The sequence below is a fragment of the Allofournierella massiliensis genome, from assembly GCF_004345265.1.
GTDB lineage: Bacteria > Bacillota > Clostridia > Oscillospirales > Ruminococcaceae > Allofournierella > Allofournierella massiliensis.
In genome coordinates this window covers 135,485-156,433 of sequence record NZ_SLUM01000001.1, presented here as the reverse complement: position 1 = coordinate 156,433, position 20,949 = coordinate 135,485, and the positions used below count along the sequence as shown (strand labels likewise).

Genomic DNA, 20,949 nt, shown 5'->3' with positions numbered 1-20,949 from the left:
CCGTTATTCAGTTGGCAGGTCAGCCCTCGGCGCTCACGGTGGCGATGCTCAGCTCGCGCAGCTGCTTTTCGTCCACGGTCTCGGGGGCGCCGCTCATCAGCTCGCTGGCGTTCTGCACCTTCGGGAAGGCGATCACGTCGCGGATGGAATCCCGCTTCAGCATCAGCATTACCATGCGGTCCAGGCCGTAGGCCATGCCGCCGTGCGGGGGTGCGCCGTACTTGTAGGCGTCCATCAGGAAGCCGAAGCTCTCGCGGGCCTTCTCCTCGGTGAAGCCCAGAGCCTTGAACATCCGGTCCTGCAGGGCAGGGTCGTTGATGCGGATGGAACCGCCGCCCAGCTCGCAGCCGTTCAGCACGATGTCGTAGGCGTTGGCGTAGCACTTGCCGGGCTCGGTCTCCAGCTTGTCCATGCTGTCCTCGGTGGGCATGGTGAAGGGATGGTGCATGGCCATGTAGCGGCCCTCTTCCTCGCTGTACTCGAACAGGGGGAACTTCACCACCCACAGGAAGTTGAACTTGTCCGGGTCGATCAGCTCGCAGCGGCGGCCAACCTCCAGACGAACCTGCCCCAGAGCGGTGCAGGCGCGCACGTTGTCCGCGTCGCTGACCACCAGCAGCACGTCGCCGGTCTCGGCGCCGGCGGCGGTGCGCAGGGCGGCCTTCTCGTCCTCGGTGAGGAACTTCTCGAAGCTGGAGGTCTCGCCGTCCGCGGTCAGGCGGGTGTAGGCCAGACCCTTGGCACCGTAGGTCCTGGCCACGTCGCCCAGCTTGTCGATGGTCTTGCGGGTCAGCTTGTCGGCCAGGCCCTTGCAGTTGATCAGGCGAACGCTGCCGCCGGCCTCGATGGCGCCCTTGAAGGGAGCGAACTCGCTGGAACGCACCGCGCTTGTCACGTCGATGATCTCCAGACCGAAGCGGGTATCGGGCTTGTCGGAGCCGTAGCGGGCCATGGCCTCGTCCCAGGGCATGCGCTGGAAGGGGGTGGCCACGTCGATGTTCAAAATCTCCTTCCACAGCTTCTTGATCAGGCTCTCGTTCAGGGTCATGATGTCCTCTTCGGTGACGAAGCTCATCTCCAGGTCCACCTGGGTGAACTCGGGCTGGCGGTCGGCGCGCAGGTCCTCGTCGCGGAAGCAGCGGGCGATCTGGAAGTAGCGGTCAAAGCCGGACAGCATCAGAATCTGCTTGTACAGCTGGGGAGACTGGGGCAGGGCGTAGAAGTGGCCCGGCTGCACCCGGCTGGGCACCAGATAGTCGCGGGCGCCTTCCGGGGTGCTCTTGATGAGCATGGGGGTCTCGATCTCGCAGAAGTGGTTGTCGCAGTAGTAGTTGCGGATGATCTGGCAGATCTTGCTGCGCAGCACGATGGGGTCGTGCATGCTGGGGCGGCGCAGGTCCAGATAGCGGTACTTCAGGCGCAGCTCGTCCTTCACCTTCACCTCGTCGCGGATCTCGAAGGGGGTGGTCTCGGCGGCGCTCAGAACGCGCAGCTCGGTCACATACAGCTCCACGTCGCCGGTGGCGATCTTGTCGGTCTTGGCGTCGCGCTCGCGCAGCTTGCCCTTGGCAATGACCACATACTCGCTCTTCAGGCTGCTGGCCTTCTCGAACACGGCGGGGTCGGTGGAGTCGTCGAACACCATCTGCAGAATGCCGGTGGTGTCGCGCAGGTCGGCAAAGATGATGCCGCCCTTATCCCGGCATTTGGCGATGGAACCGGCCACCACCATCTCCTGGCCCGCATCGGCCAGACGCACTTCGCCGCAATAACGGGTGCGGCGCAGATTTCCCATGGTTTCCATAATCAATAATACCCCTTTTATTTCAATCGCTGGAGCCCGGGAAACCCCGGGCTCCGCAAACTCTTAGACCGTTTTATTATACCATAAAGCGAAGCGAAATGGTATAATTCGCCTTCTTTTTCGGTTGCCCCGCAAGGGGCGAGAAAAAGGGCATAAAAATAACGGTATAATAGCCGTTCCCGGCTATTATACCGCTTTCCACAAGATATTACAAGGCAAAGCGGCCTTTGCCGCTTGTTTTTTGCCCGCCGGGCGCTTACAATGGGGGCAGAAGAGCTTTTCCGGCCCCCGCGCCGTTCGTCGGTGGGGCTGCGCCGCGCTCTTTGAGAGCCGCCCACGAAGGAGGGATTCCCCCATGAAGAAGATCGTTCTGCCTTTTGTCTGCTGCCTTGCGGCGGCACTGCTGGCCGGGTGCGCCCCCGCTTCCGGCGCACCGGCCTCCACTTCCCTGCCCGGTTCCAGCAGCCCGGCGTCCCTCTCCCAGCCTGCCGGCGAAAGCGCAGCGGTGAGCGAAAGCGCCGCCAGCGAGGCCCCGGAATGGACCGACGAAGCGGTGATGGAACTGTTTCTGGCCCAGGAGCAGAACGCCCGGCGCACGGTGCTGGACTGCGTGGCGGTGCCGGATGGCGGCGAGGAGCTGGTGGGCGTGGTGCTGTACGCGGAACCGGAGCACACGGACGTGCGGCTGGCGTTTCTCTCGGCGGACGGCACCTTCCAGCCGATGGGCCTGGAAGCTATTCCCGCCGACCCCAGCGGCCTGGCCTATCTGGGCGAGGGCAGATTCCGGCTGGACATTCTGGACGAAAACGGCCAGCCTTCCGGGCAGATCATCACCTTCCGCCGGGAGGGCGTGGAGACCTACTTCGCGGTGGAGCCGGAGAAAGAATAAGCAGGATTTCCGGCCAATCGCCCCCATAGCCTGCCAAATCAAAACCACCGGCTTAGCCGGTGGTTTGAGTAAGCCCTATAAGGGCATTATACTAGCAAAGCCCCTTAAGGGGCCACGAAAAATTCTGCCATCTGCATTTCTTGCCCTACGGCTCGTAAACGAGCAAAATCCCAAAACCATATTTTCTCTCTATATGGTAGGCAATTAGTTTGTCATCTCGCTTCGCTCGCAAACTAAATGCTAAAGCAAGTAATTCGCACCAGCGTAGCTGGTGGTTGCTTTGCACTCAACAGCAAACCCCGCGCGTTCTCGACAAAACGCGCGGGGTTTGTTACAATGGAAACGGTGGTGCTGCCGGACACGGCAGGCGGTCCAGTCCCCATTGCACGCTGCGCAAAGGCAGCGGCAGCGGGGCAAAGCTTCTGTTTTCCCCGCTGCTTTTCCGCAGAGGGGGTGATCCCTTCCATGACGTTACAGGAAGTCCTTTCGCTTCTGACCCTGATCGGCGGAGCAGTCTACGGGACGTTTCAAATCGTTTGGACGATCACGCACGATAACAAAAAACGGAAGTAAACCGCCGCACCTCCCCAGGAACGCGGTTTACTTCCGTAAATCTCCAAGGGACTGACCCGTCTCCGGGCAGCACCACCTTCTGTTTGTATTATACTCCACCGCCATAGAAAACGCAAGCAGCCCCGGCTCAGCCGATGCGGCCGCTTTTTTGCAATCCGCCCTGCAAAGGAGGCCCCTTATGCTGTACACCACCACCCTGACCGGCCCGCTGGGGCCGATGATGCTGGCGGGCACCGAAACCCACCTGACCGGCCTGTGGCTGGCCGGTCAGATGCACTATGCGGCCCATCTGCCGCCGGATGCTCCCCGGCGGGCTGAACTGCCCCTGTTCGCCCGGGCGGAGCACTGGCTGAACCGGTATTTTGCGGGGGATACTCCCAGCCCGGCGGAGCTGCCGCTGGCGCCGGAGGGCAGCGAGTTCCAGAAACGGGTGTGGGCGCTGCTGCTGACCATCCCCTACGGCCAGACCACCACCTACGGGGCGCTGGCCCGGGCCATTTCCGCCCAGACCGGCCGCCCCATGGCGGGGCAGGCGGTGGGCGGCGCGGTGGGCCGCAACCCCATTTCCATCATCATCCCCTGCCACCGGGTGGTGGGGGCAAACGGCAGCCTGACCGGCTACGCGGGCGGGCTGGACAAAAAGCGCTGGCTGCTGGCCCACGAGGGCGTAACGCTGCCCGGCTTTTCCACATCCGGCCCCGCTCCTCGTTGAAAACCCGGCGGCGTTTCGTTTCCGTCGGCTCAAAATGCGCAAAAACCCCGGCATCCGGAGCATTTCCGGGTGCCGGGGTTCTTTTTGTTTTCTGAATCCTGCACGCGCTTCACCGGCGCAGGAAAAAGCCCGCAAGGCAGGCGATGGCCACGGCCACCAGCGCGGCGGCCTGCCACAGCTGGCCCCGGCGCACCGCGCCGCCAAAGCGCAGCGCCCAGAGCGCGGCCAGACATACAAGGCAGAGCGCCACAAGGCCCAGGCCCACCGGCGCACCGATGGCAAACACCGGATCCGGCCAGGCTTTGCCGCTGAGTATTACGCCGCCCAGCACCGCAAGCCCCGCCACGGCGCAGCCCATGGTCAGCCGGTACAGGATACGCTGTGCCCGTTCCACAGGGTTAGCCCTGCATGCCGGCAGCGTGGTTGATGTCGTTCTGCATGATGGCCCAGTTCACGATGGAGAAGCCGAACAGGCTCAGCAGGATGAACAGCAGGCTGTTGTCGTTGCCGCCGTTCACGGTCATGTACGCCTTGCCCATCTTGTAGTTCCAGTACAGGCCATAGATGCCGCAGGTGATGATGCTCAGCAGAATCACGGTGAGGCCGCTGGTGCGCCACTCGTTCGGGGCCACCGCACGGGCATACTCGTTCAGGGTGTACATCCAGTACAGACCGTAGATGCCGCAGGTGATGATGCTCAGTATAATGCATACCACAATGTTTCTTGTCATGGGAAAACTCTCCTTCTCTGGTTCGCTGTCAGCGAAAAAAATTCAAGGCTTCAACAAAAGCCCAGCAGGGGCGCAAGGTTGCGCCATACGCCCCAGACTGCAAAATAGATAATCAGCCCCACGCCCACCGCGTTCACCGCACGGCCCCGGGCAGGGGTTTCCCGCAGCCAGCCCAAAAACACCCGGCCCAGCCAGGGTGCCAGCACCGGCAGGCTGATGGCAAGGCCCGGGTTTGCCGCAAAGGCCGCCCCGGCGTCCCCGTGCAGCAGGGCCAGAATGGCGGTGGTGATGCCGCAGGCCGGGCATTTGAGCCCGGTCAGCCGGTGGAAGGGACAGGGCACGAACAGGCCCAGGGTCTGGGTCTCGAGGGCATACAGCACCCCGATCCCCACCACAAGCAGGGCCTGCTTTCCCCGCCGGGGCGAAATCCCCAGCCGGTCGATCCCCGCCCGTAAACGCAAAAGGGCCTTTCGGCAGATGCCGAAAAGCCCCGTTTTTGCTTGGTCTCGGCGCTCCGGCATATCAGTGCTGGGGCGGATTGACAATGTTGCGCCACTCCAGGTCGCCCCGCTCCAGGCCGTGGATCAGCACTTCGGCGGTGGCGATGTTGGTGGCGATGGGAATGTTGCGCACGTCGCACAGGCGCAGCAGGTTCATCTCGTTGGGTTCGTGCGGTTTCGCACTGATGGGATCGCGGAAGAACAGAAGCAGGTCGATCTCGTTGCAGGCGATGCGGGCCGCGATCTGCTGGTCGCCGCCGTGCACGCCGGACAAAAAGCACTGGATGGGCAGGCCGGTGGCCTCGCTCACCAGCTTGCCGGTGGTACCGGTGGCCAGCAGGTTGTGCTGGCTGAGCACCCGGCAGTAAGCGATGCAGAACTGCACCATCAATTCCTTCTTCGCGTCATGCGCGATCAATGCGATGTTCATGGACGTAACGCCCTCCTTCTTAAAACAAGCTAACGTTCTGGCGTGCCCGGGCGGCACGCACCTTCTCCAAACCTTTATGGGGGATTGCCTCTATGGGGGCGAACCGCCGGGGCTCGCCCGAAGTGGATCAAACAAATGGGAAACCATGCCGCAGCATGGGCAAAACAATTTGGATGCGCCTTTCAGCGCACGGCCAGCGGAACCTGCTGGCCCAGAATACGGCGGGCCAGATTGTCAAACGCCCGCCATGCCAGGGTATTCTCCGGCAAAGCCTCGCCGGCGGCGGTGCTTTTCAGCAGGGCCGCGCTCTCCGGGATGACCCCGATCAGCTGCACGGCCACCGTGTCGATGCACTCGTCCAGGTCGGCCACCGCGCCCTTGTCGAAGGTGGAGGGACCTACCCGGTTCACCACCAGGCGAACGTTGGTAAATCCGCCCTCATACAGTACGTCGGCGGCAATGTGGCCGTCCCGCAAAGCCACCGGGTCCGGCGTGAGCACCAGCAGCGCCATCTGGCTCACCACCATGGCGGCCGCAAAGGGCGCGCCCAGACCGGCGGCGGTGTCCACCAGAATGAAGTCGTAGTGTCTGGCCATCTTCCGCGTGAGCTTTGCCAGCTGCTGGGGCTGTACGTTTCCCCGCTCGTAGGGGGCGCTGATCAGCGAAAGCCCTTTGTAGACCGGGCTTTCCACAATGGCCTTGCGCCAGTCGCACCGGCCGCACAGCACATCCGAAATGTCGTACACGGTGCGGCCCGCGGCCCCGGCGATGATGTCCACGCTGCGCAGGCCGCTGTCCAGCTCGATGAGCAGGACCTTTTTGCCCGCGGCAGCCAGGCGGCTGCCCAGCAGCACCGACACGGTGCTTTTTCCTGTGCCGCCCTTGCCGGAGGCCACCATAATGATCTGTGCGGCCACGGGTCGGACCTCCTTTTTTCGGCCGGGATGGGGCCGGGATCAACGAAAAATGGTATACAGGTGCCTATGATGCACCTATATTAACATGATAGCACAAAGCGGGGGCGATAGCAAGTTGTGCTTTGTGTATTTAAGCCAAAAAAATGTGTTTTTCGCTCTTCTTTTCGCCGTTTTTACCCGAGAGAACCGCCCCCTTGCAGACACAAAGGGGCACGGCGTACCAAGCGGCCCGCCGTGCCCCGGGGGAATGCTGTGTGCGGCGTTGCCTGCCGCCCGTTATCAGGGCAGCAGCACGCCCTCGGACTCGGGCTCCAGGCCCTCGCTCTGGGTATAATAGTAGCTGTCGAAGATGCTGCGCACCAGCGGCAGGCCGTTGGAACCGCCGCCGCCCCATTCCAGCACGATGCCGATGGCCAGCTGGGGATCCTCCACCGGGCCGTAGGCGATGACCGCGGTGTTGGTGTAGGCGTAGTTGCCCTTTTCGTCCCGCTCCCAGCGCTGGGGGCTGCCGGTCTTGACGGCGATGTTCAGCGGGTAATCCCGCAGGGCGCTGCTGTCCCGCGCGGCGCCCTGCATGCCCTGTTCCACCGCGTCGAAGGCGCCGATGTTATCCTCGATCTGCTCGGCCACCACCGGCTCCACCTCTTCGATCAGCTCGCCGGTGTTGCTGTCCCGGTAGCCGGAGATGATGTGGGTGGAGTAACGGGTGCCCTTGTTGGCCAGGGTGGCCGCGTAGGTGGCCAGCTGGATGGGTGTCACCTGGGTGTTGCCCTGGCCGATGGCCGCCTGCAGCTCCAGGCCCTTGCCGTAGTTTTCGTCGGTGGTGTGGGTCAGGTTGCCGGTGGACTCGCCCAGCTCAAAGCCGGTCTTGGTGGCAAGGCCCAGGCTGGTTGCCATCTCGTCGAAGTTTTCCAGCCCCACCCGGCGGCCCACGTCATAGAAATAGATGTTGCAGCTGTGGGTCAGGGCCTCGGTCAGGTTGGTGGGGCCGCTGTGGGGGCCCAGCTGCTGGCACACGGGCTTGTAGTCGGTGTAGAAGTCGTACACGCGGGTGCAGTTCACCGTGTCCTCGGGGGTCACGATGCCGCCCAGCAGGCCCGCCAGCGCCACCGCCGGCTTGAAGGTGGAGCCGGGGGCGTACAGGCCGGTGGTTGCCCGGCTCAGCAGCGGGGTGTTGGGATCCGAGCTGTAGGCGCTGTAATTGGTCTTATACAGGTTCAGATCGTAGCTGGGGTAGTTGGCAATGGCCAGAATCCCGCCGGTTTTCACGTCGATGACCACCGCCGAGCCGGAGGTGACCTCCTTGCCCTTGGTGGGCTCCTTGGTCTGCTGCATCTCCAGAATCAGGGCCTCCAGCTGCTCGTTCAGGCTCTTCTGCAGGTCCTTGTCGATGGTCAGCACCACCGTCTCGCCGGGCTGGGGGTCCACCAGCATCTGGGTGCCCACCACCACGCCGCTCTTGTCGCGGCTCACCTGCTGGGTGCCTTCCTTGCCCCGCAGCCGGTCCTCGGCGTATTTTTCCACGCCGGACTGGCCGATCAGGTCGTTCATGTTGTAGCCCGCGTCCTTTAAGGGGGTGGTCACGTTGCCGTTTTCGTCCTCCACCCACCACTGCTCGCTGGTGATGCTGCCCACGCTGCCCAGATAATGGGGCAGCAGGGTGCCGTCCTCATACACCCGGTGGGTGGTCTCGATGATCTCGGCGCCCGCAAGGCTCAGGCTGCGCTCCTTGACCATGGCCACCGTCTGGTTGGAGATGTCGCTGGCAAGGGTGAAGCTGTTGCTGGCGCTGAAATCCTCCAGCTGCATCTGGTAGCGCACGCCGGCCAGGATCCGCTGCCACCGGGGGTCGTAGTCCTCCAGCTTGTAGCGCTCCACCAGCTTTGCCATCACCTGATCGGCGGTGGCGTACTGCTGCAGCTCGATGTTCTCCTTCAGCTTGGCCAGCCGGCTCTGGGCGGAGGTGTCGTCCCCGTCGGTGAAGGTGTAGTGGCCGCTTTCGTCCGGGCTGCTCACGGGCATGGTGTCGTTCCATTCCTCGCCGCAGCTCTGCAGAATCTCCACCAGATCCATCACCAGCTGGTTCACGTCGCCGGTGAGCATCAGCTGATTGATCACAAGGTCGTAGCCCACCGCGTTGGAGGCAAGGGCGCGGCCGTAACGGTCCACGATCTCGCCCCGGGCGGCGGGGATGTTGAATTTATAGTTGGTCACGCTCTGGGCCTGGCTTTTGTATTCCTCGCCGTTCACCAGCTGGAATTCCACCAGCCGCAGCAGGATAATGCCCAGCACCACAAGGCTGATCCCGATCAGTCCGCCCACGCGGCGGAACACGCTTTTCTGGTCCATCGGCCGGCCTCCCTTCCGGTTACTGTTCGGGCACGAAATGCCCGGCCACCCGGCGCACCGCCATCATGGCCAGGGGCGAAAGCACCGCCGTGTAGATCACCATGGGCAGCACCGTGGTCAGGTACCGCTCCATCGCCCCGCTGTAACCGGGCATCAGGTAGTAGAACAGAAAGTCCATGCCGGTGACCAGCAGGCAGCAGGCGGCGTTCACCAGAATGAAGTTCACGGTGTTCACCCGCAGATACAGCTCCACCACCACGGCGGCGGCAAAGCAGATGGCCATCAGGCCCAGGGCCATCAGGCCGCCGACCCGGCTGGCGGTCCAGTCCCACAGAAAGCCGCCGGCCACCGCCAGCAGCGCGCCGGGATACTCGCCCTCGTAGATGGCCACCGCCAGGCACACCGGCAGAATGAACAGCGGCCGCACCCCGAAGATGGACAGAAAGCCCGGCAGGCTTTGCAGGGTGGCCGCAATGAGCAAAATCAAAAAGTAGCAGGCCCATTTGGCCAGCAGAATCAAATTCCGTTTGCGGCGGCTCGTCATGCAGCGCGCCCCCTTTCGTTGGCAGCCCGCGGCGCTCAGCTTTCCGGCTGGGCGTCGGAGGCGGTCTGGTTTTCCTCGGCCTGCTGGCCGTAGGCGGTTTCAAAATCGGTGATCACGAACACATGCTTCACGTTGTTCACGTCGGCGCCGGGCTCGATCACCGCGATGGAGGAGCGGCCGCTCTCCTCGGGCAGGATCTCCTCGATGGTGCCCACCCGGATATCCGCCGGGAACTCGCCGCCAAGGCCGGTGGTGATGATCTGGTCGCCCACCTGGGCCAGCGTATCGCGGGAGAGGTTCTCCAGCACGCAGCGGCCGTCCGACGCATAGGCGGAATTGCCGTTCAGGTTGCCGGTGTCGCGGGTGCGGCTGACCACGCAGGCCACATAGGAGCCGGGCTGCAGAATGGTCATCACCTTGCTGGACGCGGGGCCCGTCTCCAGCACGCGGCCCACCAGATACCCCTGATCGCTCACCACCACGTCGCCCTGCTGCACGCCGTCCAGCGTGCCAAGGTCGATGGTGAAGCCGCCGAACTGTTCCAGCGGGTCGCGGCCGATCACAAAGGCGGAAACATAGGTGTATTCGGGGCTGTCGTCCTCCAGCCGGTCACGCTCCCTGTAGGCGTCGTTCTCGGCCTTGAGCCGGTCGTATTCCACCAGCTTATCCTGCAGCTCCCAGTTTTCCTCCTTCAGCGCCTCGTTTTCAGCGATGATGGAGTCGATGCGGGCGTATTTGTCCAAAAGGCCGTCCACGCCGCCGCTCACGGCGCTGGCCCCCTTCTGGAAGGGCGAAAGCACCGCGCTCAGGATCTGCTCCGGCGCGCTGGCCAGCCGCCCGTTGGCCCCGGCCCAGGCCATGATGCCGCCCAGCAGCACCGCCAGCGCCACAAGGGCCTTGAATTTTCCGGTATTGAAAAAGTCCTTCAGCGGGCTCACCTCCCTGGTTTTGCCGGGGCCGCTGCGTCAAAACGGCGCACTGCCCCGGCGTGTTCCAATGTTCAGAGATAGAAGGCAGCACCGCACAATTCCAGGTGGTGGAGTGCGCCGCCTGAGCCCATCGGGCGTGAATTGCGGGGTGTTGCCTGAAGTAAAGAAAGGCGCGGGCCGCCCGGCCTGGGCCGCCCGCGCCGGTGTTGTGCGTCTGCCAAGGCAGGGCGCGGCCCTGCGGCTTGAATCAGAAGTGAGAGGAGTTGTCGTCCAGCACGTCGCCCAGCAGGTCGATGTGATCCAGCACGGCGCCGGTGCCGGCGGCCACGCAGTCCAGCGGGGTCTCGGCCACATGCACGTCGATGCCGGTCTCACGGTGAACCAGCTCGTCCAGGCCGCGCAGCAGTGCGCCGCCGCCGGTGAGCATGATGCCGTGGTCGATGATGTCGGCGCTCAGCTCGGGCGGGGTGCGCTCCAGAGTCTCCTTGATGGCGTCCACAACCTTCTGCAGGCTCTCGGCCAGCGCGTCGCGGATCTCCTCGGAGTGAACGGTGATGTTCTTGGGCAGGCCGTCCACCAGGTTGCGGCCCTTGATCTCCATCTCCTTCTCCTCCTCCAGTTCGTAGGCGGAGCCGATTTCGATCTTGATCTGCTCGGCGGTGCGCTCACCGATCAGCAGGTTGTACTTGCGCTTGATGTAGGCAATGATGGCCTGATCGAACTCATCGCCGCCCACACGAACGCTGCGGGCCGCCACGATGCCGCCCAGGCTGATCACGGCCACCTCGCTGGTGCCGCCGCCGATGTCCACCACCATGCTGCCGGAGGGCTCGCTGATGGGCAGACCGGCGCCGATGGCGGCAGCCATGGGCTCCTCGATCACGCTCACCTGACGGGCGCCCGCCTTCAGGGCGGCCTCCTTCACGGCGCGGCGCTCCACCTCGGTCACGCCGGAGGGGATGCAGATGACCACGCGGGGGCGGAAGAACATGCTGTTGCCGCACACCTTCTTGATGAAGCGGGCCAGCATGTTGGCGGTGATGTCGAAGTCGGCGATCACGCCGTCCTTCAGGGGGCGAACCGCCATGATGCTGCCGGGGGTACGGCCGATGACCGCCTTGGCCTCATGGCCAACGCTGCGCACCTCGTCGGTCTTGGTGTCCACGGCAACCACGCTGGGCTCCCGCATGATGATGCCCTTGCCCCGCAGGTAAACCAGGGTATTGGCGGTTCCGAGGTCGATTCCGATATCCTTGCTGAACATAAACTCGTTTCTCCTTTTCTCACAGGCCTCACACCGAGGCGCACACTCTATTTTAAATGGCCGGAATAAAAATCAAAAAAACGCACCGCCGCCGGTTTCCGGTCTCGGCCGGGTCGTCGTACGGGCATTCTACCTTATTATACCCGCCCGCGAAAGCATTCTCAACGGGCGCGGGGCTCTTTTTTCAATTTCTTCAAACTTTTTGCCCGCTTTTGCCCCGTTTTTCCCACTTTTGCCCGCTGTCAGATGCCGAACTCCCGCAGCAGCCGGGCCAGGCGGGAAACCGGCAGGCCCATGATGTTGTAGTAGCAGCCGTCGATGCCCTCGCAGAACAGGGCCGCGGTGCCCTGAATGGCGTAGCCGCCGGCCTTGTCGTAGGGTTCGGGGGTGTCCACATAGGCCTGAATGGCCGCCTCCTCAATGGGGTAAAAGCGCACGGTGCTGGTGGCCACAAGGCTCCTGCACACATCGCCCTTGCACACGCACACGCCGGTGTGCACCTGATGCCCCTTGCCGGACAGTTCGCGCAGCATGGCCACGGCGGCGTTCCGGTCGGCGGGCTTGCCGAAGATGCGGCCGCCGCAGTCCACCACGGTGTCGCAGCCGATGACCACATCCTCCGGGTGATCCTTGGCCACGGCTTTGCACTTGGCGGTGGCCAGCGCCAGAGCGGTCTCGGCGGGGGTGGGGGCGGTGATGGCGGACTCGTCCACCTCACTGGTAATCACGGAAAACTCCGGGCAGATCATGGCCAGCAGCTCTTTGCGGCGGGGGCTTCCGGATGCGAGGATCAATGACATAACGATTTTCTCCTTTGGTTTATTTCAAGTGACGGTAAATTTTTTTAGAAAGGGCTGCCCATGGGGCATTCCCGCAAAAAAGCCCGGGCCATGAGCCCAGGGCGAAGCGGGCGGAGCTCAGATCTCCACCCGGTGATACACAAAGATGGCCAGCGCCAGCGCCAGAACCTGCGCCACGCTGAGCTCCATCACGAAATCCAGATTCAGGCGCAGCACGCTCAGATCCAGCTGGGGCGCAAACCGCAGCGCCTTGGAGTAGGCCAGCCAGGAAAGGGTCGGCACCCCGGCGCACACCTGAGCCAGCAGCCCGCCGGCGATCACGCCCGCCAGCAGGCAGAAACACAGAAACAAAGCGTTTTTCATGGGTCGTTTTCTCCTTTGCCCCGCTCACAGGCGGCCGGTGGAGCCAAAGCCCCCCGCGCCCCGGTGGGTATCGTCCAGCGTTTCGGCCTGCACAAAGGTGCCCTGGGCCACCGGCAGGATCATCAGCTGGGCCACCCGCTCGCCGGGCTCCACGGTCACCGGCTCCTCGCCCAGATTCACCACACCGGCGCCGATCTCGCCCCGGTAGTCGGAATCGATGACGCCCACCCCGTTGGAAAGGGTCAGCCCCCGCTTCACCGCAAGGCCGCTGCGGGCGCAGAGCAGGGCCACCCACTGGGGGCCGGGCAGCTGCACCGCCACGCCGGTGGGAATGATGGCCCGCTGGCCGGGGGCCAGCGTGAGGGGTGCGTCCAGCGCGGCGCACAGGTCGGCGGCCGCCGCGCCGGGGGTGGCGTAGGCCGGGGCCTTGGCCCCCGGCCGGGTGAGGATGTATGGGATCTCCATGGGAAGGATATTTCCTTTCTGTTGAAACTCTAATCTATATTACTGTTTGCAATTTCACATCCCTTCCGGCAGGAAGGGTGCGGAGCCGCCCCGGAATTATTGAGCCGGTTTATAATACAGGCCCCGGGTGAACTCGCCGGGCCAGGTCTCGCCCTTGCGGTACCGGTCGATGACCTTCGCCGCCTGCTCTTTGCTCTCGATGGTGAACAGCAGCACGCCCGCGTCTGCAGGCACCTCTCCGGCCCGGTCGCCCAGATACAGGGGCACCGGGTTGTAGACCTGACGCACACCGCCGCCGCAGCGCACCGGGAAGTGCTTGTTCTTGCGGTCGGTGAGTTCTCCCTTTTTGTCGCAGCGGGCGCAGTCGGTCACGTTCTGCAGGGGACAGGCCCGGGTGAGCATCAGGGGCATGTGGCCGTAGACCAGCGCCCAGGTGGGCACGCCGGGGGCGATGGCCGCCATCTCGTTGAAGGGCACCTCGGGCAGCACGGTCATGGCCCGCAGGCCCAGCTGTTTGTAAGTATCGGCGGCAAGGGGGTTGGTGATGTTCAGCCCGAACCCGCCGTAGAGGGGCAGGCCCTTTGCCAGCCGGAAATGGGCGATGTTCTGGGCCAGATACCCGGCAAAGCCCCCGTTTTCCGTGGCCGCGATGGCCTTGGCCACCGCTTCCTCCATGGCCCCGAACATGGCCCGGGGCAGCTCCAGCACGGTCTTGGCCCGCAGGTTCTGGGGAACCTTCTCCGCCTCAAACACCGGAACGATCAGCCCGGCAAGGCTCTCGGCGTTTTCCGGCCGCTGCCCCCAGTGCTCGAACCGGCCCCAGAGGGGCAGTTTGGCGGGCAGGGAATGCCGCTGGGCGGCGGGCAGGGGCAGTCGGGTAAACGCCCAGGGCTTAATTGCGCTGCGCTTTTTGAGCAGGCTTTCCAGCGCCGCCCGGCGCACCTCGTTCCACTCGCTGCCCGGCAGATAGCCCGGCTCGCCCTCAATGGTCAGGCTCTCCAGATAGAAGGGCGTGCCGCCGGTCTTGCCCAGCGCCCGCTCGATGGCGCTGCGCTGGTCCTTTTCCGCCTTCTGAGGGGCGTTCTGGGTGTAGGCGATGGCGGTGTTGCCCTCGCCGTCGGCGGCGGTGAGCTTGCAGCCCTCCTCTTCGCAATACAGGGTAAAGCGCACCGGCACCCGGGGCATCTCCCGGCGGTACAGCTCCCGCAGCGCGGGCATCACCGCCTTGCTGGCGGCGCTGTCCTCAGCGGTGCGCACTCCGAACATGGTGCCGTTGATCTTCCCTTCGATGTAACCATTCGTAAAACCAGAACGGGAAAATACATTCTGTAAAACCTGCTCATCGTAAGCCTGCCCGGCCAGCGACTGGCGGCAGGCGTTCACTGCCGCGGCCACATACTCGGGGCCACGCAGCCGCCCCTCGATCTTGGCGCTCACCACACCGGCGGCGGCCAGCGCGGGCAGACTGCCCACGGCGGAAAGATCCTTCAGGCTCAGATGGCAGGCCCCGGAGCCGTCCGCCGCAAAGGGCAGGCGGCAGGGCCCGGCGCAGCCGCCCCGGTTGCCGCTGCGTCCGCCCAGAAAGGCGCTCATGTAGCACTGGCCGGAAACGCTCATGCACAGCGCGCCGTGCACGAACACCTCCACCTCGATGGGGCAGTTTTTGGCGATGTGCTCAATTTCGGCAAGGCTCAGCTCCCGGGCCAGAATCACCCGGGAGAAGCCCAGCTCAGCCAGCTCCAGCGCACCCTCCAGCGTGTGCACGCTCATCTGGGTGGAGCCGTGGATGGGCAGGTCGGGGGCCATGCGGCGGGCAAGGGCCGCCACCGCCAGATCCTGCAGAATCACCGCGTCCGCCCCGGCGGCGCACACGTCGGCCAGCGCGTCACACAGGCCCTCCACCTCCGCCGGGTGGGCGGTGGTGTTGATGGCCACATACACCTTCACGCCGCGGCCGTGGCAGAAGCTCACCGCCTGCCGCAGCTCGTCTGCATCAAAGTTGCCGGCGGTGCGCCGGGCGCTGAACCGCTTCAGGCCCAGATACACCGCGTTCGCCCCGCTGTAAACCGCGGCGGTGAGCGCGTCCATATTGCCGGCGGGGGCCAGAATTTCCATGGGTGCGTTACTGTTCATTGCTCTCCTCGTTGGCAGGGGTTTCCTCGCCGGCGGGCTCGGCTTCGGCGGCGGCTTCCGCCTGGGCAGCGGCGGCCTGCTTTGCCTTCAGAGCCTCCAGCTCGGCGGTCAGCTTCTCCACCTGACGGCGGGCGTTCTCCGCGTCCAGCTTGGCCTTGGCGGCGTCCTCCAGATAATCCTTGATCTGGGCGCGCATGTTGTCGGTGCTGGAGGCGTTCTTGTTCAGCTCGTCCAGATAGCTCAGCGCGCTGATCACGGCGCTGGCGGCCACGCTGGCGCTGGGGTTCTGGGTCATGATCTCGGTCATATCATTGTCCAGCCGTTCGGCCAGCTGGTTCACATATTCTTCGGAATCGGTAGTGGATACAATATAGCTGGACCCGCAGATGGTCAGCTTCACTTTGGTAACCGGCATAATACAATCCCTCTTCTTTCACAAAGCTCCACGCCAAACGGTGCGGAGTATATTTCGGCGGCGACCCGGCAGGCGTTCGCCGGCCGCAGCCTTGACCTTTATTATAGTATAAAGCACCCCCACAGAAAACCCCTTTTTTTGTCGCATCGTGCCTTTTTGCCCTTTGGAGCACAGGATATGTTTACCGGAAACGTATTTTTTCTTGAAACAGGCCCGACAAATTGGTAAAATAAAAGAGCGGCCCTGCATGATTCGCATTCCGGAAATCCTGCGGTGCCGCTTACTGTGTACAGCCCTGCTGCCAGGCCGCCCGGCCCCGGCCCTCCCGGAAAGGGGGAGCGCCCCGCGTGCCGGATCATCCCTTTGACCCTCAGTTTTTTGGCAGCGACCTACTTTTACCGACAGGAGTGGAGAAACGTTGACGAAATACACCAAGAAAGAGTTTGACAAGCTGCTCAAGGAGCGGCTGAACAGTGAATACGGCACCACGCTGGACGTGGCCAGCAATCAGCAGATCTACCGTGCGCTGGCCATCATCGCCCGCCGGCTGATGAGCGCCCAGCACAAAAAGTTCCAGAGCCGCGCCTACGGCACCGGCGCAAAGCAGGTGTACTACCTGTGCATGGAGTTTCTGATGGGCCGCAGCCTGAAGACCAGCCTGTTCAACCTGGGCCTGAACGAAGTGGCCGAGGCTGTTCTGGCCGACGCCGGCATCAAGGTGGAGAGCATCTATGAGGAAGAGCCGGATGCAGGCCTGGGCAACGGCGGTCTGGGCCGCCTGGCCGCCTGCTATCTGGACGGCATGGCCACCACCGGCATCGCCGGCACCGGCTATTCCATCCTGTACGAGTACGGCATCTTCAAGCAGAAGATCGTGGACGGCTGGCAGCAGGAAAAGGCCGACAACTGGCTGCCCGGCGGTCAGGTCTGGCTGAAGAGCCACCCCGACCAGAGCATCGAGGTCAAGTTTGACGGCGACATCGAGGAGAGCTGGGAGGGCAGCTACCATCATGTGACCCACCGCCACTACAACAGCGTGATCGCCGTTCCCAGCGACATGTATGTGCAGGGCTACGACGGACAGGGCGTTGCCAAGCTGCGTCTGTGGCAGGCCAAGGCCCCCGATTTCGATATGAACAGCTTCAACGCCGGCGAGTATGGCAGCGCCATCACCAAGAACGCCTCCGCCGAGCTGATCAGCAAGATCCTGTATCCCAACGACAACCACCGGGAGGGCAAGATCCTGCGCCTGCGCCAGCAGTACTTCCTGTCCGCCGCTTCCATCGGCGACATCTGCCAGAATCATCTGTCCCAGTGGGGCAGCCTGGACACTCTGCCCGAGAAGGCAGCCATCCAGCTGAACGACACCCATCCCACCCTGGCCATCCCCGAGCTGATGCGCATCCTGCTGGACGAGTGCGGCTACGACTGGGATAAGGCCTTCGACATCTGCCGCCGCACCTTCGCCTACACCAACCACACCGTGATGAGCGAGGCGCTGGAGAAGTGGAATCTGGACATCTTCCGTTCCACCCTGCCCCGCATCTACTCCATCGTGGAGGAGATGGACCGCCGCTGCCGCGCCGACTTCGAAAAGGCCTTCCCCGGCGACTGGGGCAAGATCAACTACATGGCCATCCTGGGCGACAATCAGGTTCGCATGGCCAACATCTGCTGCTACGTTTGCCACTCCATCAACGGCGTGTCCAAGCTGCACAGCCAGATCATCAAGGACAGCGTGTTCCACGACTACTACCTGTATAAGCCCCAGGCCTTCAAGAACGTGACCAACGGCATCGCCTACCGGCGCTGGCTGCTGGCCTCCAACCCGGGCCTGACCAAACTGCTGAGCGAGACCATCGGCGAGGGCTTCAAGCACGACGCTTCCCAGCTGGCAAAGCTGAACGCCTACAAGAACGACAAAACCGTTCTCAAGGCTCTGGAGGACGTGAAGAAGGCCAACAAGGCCGAGTTCGCCGCCTATCTGGAAAAGACCACCGGCCAGGTGATCGACCCCAATTCCATCTTCGACTGCCAGGTCAAGCGCATGCACGAGTACAAGCGCCAGCACCTGAACGCGCTGAACATCGCCGCCCAGTACCTGTACCTGAAGGATCATCCCAATGCGGAGTTCGCCCCCAAGACCTACATCTTCGGCGCGAAGGCCGCCCCCGGCTACTACATGGCCAAGCAGATGATCCGCCTGATCTGCAAGCTGGGCGCCCTGATCGACAACGACCCCGCCGTGCGTGAAAAGCTGCGTGTGGTCTATCTGGAGGACTACAACGTGTCCCTGTCCGAACGGCTGATGCCTGCCAGCGAGGTGAGCGAGCAGATCAGTCTGGCCGGCACCGAGGCCTCCGGCACCGGCAACATGAAGTTCATGCTGAACGGCGCCATCACGCTGGGCACCCTGGACGGCGCGAATGTTGAAATCGCCGCCGCTGCCGGCAAGGAGAACGAGATCATCTTCGGTATGCTCACCGAGGAAGTGAACCAGATGAAGGCCACCGGCTACCATCCCACCATGTTCATCAACAGCGACGAGGTGGCCATGGAGGTGCTGAACTTCCTGGAGAAGGGCTGGAACGGCGAGAGCTTCCACGAGGTGGTGAACAACCTGCGCACCAGCGACCCCTATATGGTCATGGCCGACTTCAAGGATTACCGCCGCGCCCAGGCCGACGTGCAGAAGCTGTATGCCGACCGCACCCGCTGGAACCAGATGAGCCTGGCCAACATCGCGAACAGCGGCATCTTCAGCGCCGACCGTTCCGTGCTGGACTACGCCCGCGACATCTGGGGCGCAAACCCTGTGAAATAACCCCTTTCTTTCTGCAATTTAAGGCGGCCTGCGGGCCGTCCTTCGCCCCGGGCGTCGGAGATCCGGCCCCGGGGCCTTTTTCCTGTTCGACATCCGCTTTTTCCCGGCCTCTGCCGGCAACTTTGTTCTGGGAGTGTTTGTGTGGATCAGTTATACAACAGCTTCGACCCGGCCTATAAAACCCCCTTCGGCGCGGTGAAAACCGGCCAGGAGGTCACCTTCCGGCTCACCATCCCCTACGATTACGGATTCGTGCGCCCCCATCTGGTGCTCATCCGGGACGGCGGCGAGCCGGTGCACCACGCCATGACCTTCGACGGCTGCGAGGAGGGCGTGAACCGGTTTTCGCTGGCGCTTTCGCTGAGCGGGGCCGGGCTGTATTTTTACTATTTCGATCTGTATTCCGACTTTCGCAAGCTCTTCCGGGGCCCCATGGGCCAGGCGGTGATGGGCTGGACCACCGGCCCTTGGTGGCAGCTCACCGTGTACGAAGCGGATTTTGCCACCCCCGCGCCCATCAAGGGCGGGGTGCTGTATCAGATCTTCCCGGACCGGTTCTATGAGGGCAGAAAGCACAAGCCCATGCCCTTTTCCGACCGCATCTACCGGGAGAACAAGCACGGCGAGCCCTACTTCTGGCCCAACGAAGAGGGCGGCTACCTGAACATGGACTACTTCGGCGGCGACTTTGCGGGCATCATGGAAAAGCTGCCCTACTTAAAGGAGCTGGGGGTCAGCTGGATCTACCTGAACCCCATCTTTGAGGCCCATTCCAACCACCGTTACAACACCGCCGACTACCTGAACCCGGATCCGCTGCTGGGCACAAAGGAGGAATTCCGCCAGCTGTGCGCCGCGGCCCGCCGGCAGGGCATCCGCATCATTCTGGACGGCGTGTTCAGCCACACCGGCTCGGATTCCATCTACTTCAACCGGGAGGGCCGCTACGGCCCGGGCGGCGCCTACCACGACCCCCAAAGCCCCTACCGGAGCTGGTTCGACTTCAGCCCCAACTACGCCTGCGGCTACCGCAGCTGGTGGGGCTTCGAGAGCCTGCCCGAGGTGCAGGAAAGCGACCCGGGCTACCGGGAGTTCATCTGCGGCTCCGGCGGCGTGATCGACACCTGGCTGAGTCTCGGCGCGTCCGGCTTCCGGCTGGACGTGGCCGACGAGCTGCCGGACGATTTCATTGAAGAGATCCGCAAGGCGGTGAAGGCCCACGGGCCGGACTGCTACCTGCTGGGCGAGGTGTGGGAGGACGCCACCACCAAGGAGGCCTACGGCGTGCGCCGCACCTACCTTCTGGGCAAGGGGCTGGACGCGGTGATGAACTACCCCTTCCGCAACGCGGTGCTGGGCTTTCTGAAGGGCCGCAGCGCGGCGGACACCGCCGAGGACATCATGGCCATCTGCGAGCATTACCCGGCCCCGGCGCTGCACTGCCTGATGAACTTCATGAGCACCCACGACACCGAGCGGGCGCTCACCGCCATTGCCGACGAACCCTCGGACGGCAAGGACCGCTACTGGCAGAGCGGCCGCACCCTGCCCCGGGACCGGTACGACCACGGCGTGCGGCTGCTGCGGCTGGCCTACGCCATGATCTTCACCCTGCCCGGCGTGCCCAGCATCTATTACGGCGACGAAATTGCCATGCAGGGCTACCGGGACCCCTTCAACCGGTCCTACTTCAACTGGGAATCCACCGAAAGCCGGGTGCGCCCGGTGCTGCGCCAGCTGGCCCACCTGCGCCGGGAGTGCGACGCCTTCGCGGAGGGCGGGATGCAGATCATCAGGGCGGAGGGCGACGTGCTGCACTACCGCCGCACCGGCTGTGCCCAGATGGCGGACATCATCGTGAACCGGTCGCCCCGGCTGATCGCGGCCGAGGCCTTCGGCAAGCACACCGAGGTGAACCCCTACGGCTTCACCATTCTGGTGGAGGACGTTCCCCCGCCCCCGGCCCCCACGCTGGAGGAAAAAACGCTGGAGCAGCCGGGCCACACCCCGCCCGCCCGGCCGGAGGAACCGACCGTGCAAAAGGCAGAGGAACCGGCCAAAGCTCCGGCCCAGGCAAAGGCGGAAACCGAGCCCGCGCCCAAAGCGGAAAAAGCCCCCAGGGCGGAACCGGCACGGGAACCTGAAATCCGGGAACCCACGCCACACCCGTAATAATCAGATAAAACGACAGCCGTATACGCGTAACAGCACGTCTCTTTATTGTGAGAGGCGTGCTTTTTTGCATGCCTCTGCTTCGCCTCCCGGTTATGTGCTTCTTTGATTGCAGAAAGGAAAGCCATGTGCTAT

21 protein-coding genes are annotated in these 20,949 nt (G+C 63.6%); 5 read left to right on the top strand and 16 right to left on the bottom strand.

Annotated elements, in window-relative coordinates:
• Positions 1-19: 19 nt before the first annotated feature.
• Complete coding sequence (gene aspS / locus EDD77_RS00740) at positions 20-1,804, bottom strand: aspartate--tRNA ligase (RefSeq protein ID WP_187120498.1); 1,785 nt, start codon at positions 1,802-1,804, stop codon at positions 20-22.
• Between the two features lie 355 nt (positions 1,805-2,159).
• Here aspS and EDD77_RS00735 point away from each other — a divergent pair, with 355 nt between their 5' ends.
• The 3 genes from EDD77_RS00735 to EDD77_RS00725 all read left to right on the top strand — a co-directional run bounded on the left by EDD77_RS00735 (position 2,160) and on the right by EDD77_RS00725 (position 3,978).
• Positions 2,160-2,693, top strand: a complete 534-nt coding sequence (locus EDD77_RS00735; protein ID WP_058964161.1) for a hypothetical protein — start codon at positions 2,160-2,162, stop codon at positions 2,691-2,693.
• A 336-nt stretch (positions 2,694-3,029) separates the two neighbouring features.
• The gene (locus tag EDD77_RS00730) at positions 3,030-3,266 is read left to right on the top strand and encodes a hypothetical protein (protein WP_058964160.1); all 237 of its coding nucleotides are present in this window, start codon (positions 3,030-3,032) and stop codon (positions 3,264-3,266) included.
• Between the two features lie 178 nt (positions 3,267-3,444).
• Complete coding sequence (locus EDD77_RS00725; RefSeq protein WP_058964159.1) at positions 3,445-3,978, top strand: methylated-DNA--[protein]-cysteine S-methyltransferase; 534 nt, start codon at positions 3,445-3,447, stop codon at positions 3,976-3,978.
• Positions 3,979-4,087: 109 nt separating this feature from the next.
• On the opposite strand, the gene EDD77_RS00720 is transcribed toward EDD77_RS00725, so the two are convergent.
• The 15 genes from EDD77_RS00720 to EDD77_RS00650 form a co-directional block, all read right to left on the bottom strand.
• The gene (locus EDD77_RS00720; RefSeq protein ID WP_058964158.1) at positions 4,088-4,372 is read right to left on the bottom strand and encodes a hypothetical protein; all 285 of its coding nucleotides are present in this window, start codon (positions 4,370-4,372) and stop codon (positions 4,088-4,090) included.
• Between the two features lie 4 nt (positions 4,373-4,376).
• The gene (locus EDD77_RS00715) at positions 4,377-4,709 is read right to left on the bottom strand and encodes a DUF4234 domain-containing protein (protein ID WP_058964157.1); all 333 of its coding nucleotides are present in this window, start codon (positions 4,707-4,709) and stop codon (positions 4,377-4,379) included.
• Between the two features lie 50 nt (positions 4,710-4,759).
• Positions 4,760-5,170, bottom strand: a complete 411-nt coding sequence (locus EDD77_RS00710) for a DUF2752 domain-containing protein (RefSeq protein WP_197410503.1) — start codon at positions 5,168-5,170, stop codon at positions 4,760-4,762.
• A gap of 61 nt (positions 5,171-5,231) precedes the next feature.
• Complete coding sequence (locus tag EDD77_RS00705; protein ID WP_058964155.1) at positions 5,232-5,639, bottom strand: methylglyoxal synthase; 408 nt, start codon at positions 5,637-5,639, stop codon at positions 5,232-5,234.
• 182 nt (positions 5,640-5,821) lie between these two features.
• The gene (locus EDD77_RS00700; protein ID WP_242868359.1) at positions 5,822-6,556 is read right to left on the bottom strand and encodes an AAA family ATPase; all 735 of its coding nucleotides are present in this window, start codon (positions 6,554-6,556) and stop codon (positions 5,822-5,824) included.
• Positions 6,557-6,835: 279 nt separating this feature from the next.
• A complete protein-coding gene (locus EDD77_RS00695) occupies positions 6,836-8,905 on the bottom strand; it encodes a penicillin-binding transpeptidase domain-containing protein (RefSeq protein ID WP_058964154.1) in 2,070 nt (689 codons plus the stop codon).
• Between the two features lie 19 nt (positions 8,906-8,924).
• Complete coding sequence (gene mreD / locus EDD77_RS00690) at positions 8,925-9,449, bottom strand: rod shape-determining protein MreD (RefSeq protein WP_058964153.1); 525 nt, start codon at positions 9,447-9,449, stop codon at positions 8,925-8,927.
• A gap of 35 nt (positions 9,450-9,484) precedes the next feature.
• Positions 9,485-10,387 carry a rod shape-determining protein MreC gene (mreC, locus tag EDD77_RS00685; RefSeq protein ID WP_077138540.1) on the bottom strand — a complete coding sequence of 301 codons (903 nt, stop codon included), beginning with the start codon at positions 10,385-10,387 and terminating at the stop codon, positions 9,485-9,487.
• A gap of 238 nt (positions 10,388-10,625) precedes the next feature.
• Positions 10,626-11,642, bottom strand: coding sequence for a rod shape-determining protein (gene mreB, locus EDD77_RS00680; protein ID WP_058964152.1), 1,017 nt, complete (start codon positions 11,640-11,642; stop codon positions 10,626-10,628).
• Between the two features lie 242 nt (positions 11,643-11,884).
• Complete coding sequence (locus EDD77_RS00675; protein WP_058964151.1) at positions 11,885-12,442, bottom strand: Maf family protein; 558 nt, start codon at positions 12,440-12,442, stop codon at positions 11,885-11,887.
• Positions 12,443-12,559: 117 nt separating this feature from the next.
• Complete coding sequence (locus tag EDD77_RS00670) at positions 12,560-12,805, bottom strand: DUF4321 domain-containing protein (RefSeq protein WP_058964150.1); 246 nt, start codon at positions 12,803-12,805, stop codon at positions 12,560-12,562.
• Between the two features lie 24 nt (positions 12,806-12,829).
• A complete protein-coding gene (dut, locus tag EDD77_RS00665; protein WP_058964149.1) occupies positions 12,830-13,270 on the bottom strand; it encodes a dUTP diphosphatase in 441 nt (146 codons plus the stop codon).
• A 96-nt stretch (positions 13,271-13,366) separates the two neighbouring features.
• Positions 13,367-15,403, bottom strand: coding sequence for a U32 family peptidase (locus EDD77_RS00660; protein ID WP_058964148.1), 2,037 nt, complete (start codon positions 15,401-15,403; stop codon positions 13,367-13,369).
• A complete protein-coding gene (locus EDD77_RS00655; protein ID WP_077138539.1) occupies positions 15,393-15,818 on the bottom strand; it encodes a cell division protein ZapA in 426 nt (141 codons plus the stop codon). The genes EDD77_RS00660 and EDD77_RS00655 overlap by 11 nt, the downstream gene beginning before the upstream one ends.
• 18 nt (positions 15,819-15,836) lie before the next feature.
• The gene (locus EDD77_RS00650; protein WP_132587273.1) at positions 15,837-16,076 is read right to left on the bottom strand and encodes a hypothetical protein; all 240 of its coding nucleotides are present in this window, start codon (positions 16,074-16,076) and stop codon (positions 15,837-15,839) included.
• A gap of 160 nt (positions 16,077-16,236) precedes the next feature.
• On the opposite strand from EDD77_RS00650, the gene EDD77_RS00645 reads away from it, so the two are divergent.
• Both EDD77_RS00645 and EDD77_RS00640 read left to right on the top strand, forming a co-directional pair.
• Complete coding sequence (locus EDD77_RS00645) at positions 16,237-18,642, top strand: glycogen/starch/alpha-glucan phosphorylase (RefSeq protein ID WP_058964147.1); 2,406 nt, start codon at positions 16,237-16,239, stop codon at positions 18,640-18,642.
• 141 nt (positions 18,643-18,783) lie between these two features.
• Positions 18,784-20,814, top strand: coding sequence for a glycoside hydrolase family 13 protein (locus EDD77_RS00640; protein WP_077138538.1), 2,031 nt, complete (start codon positions 18,784-18,786; stop codon positions 20,812-20,814).
• The last annotated feature ends 135 nt before the right edge of the window (positions 20,815-20,949 follow it).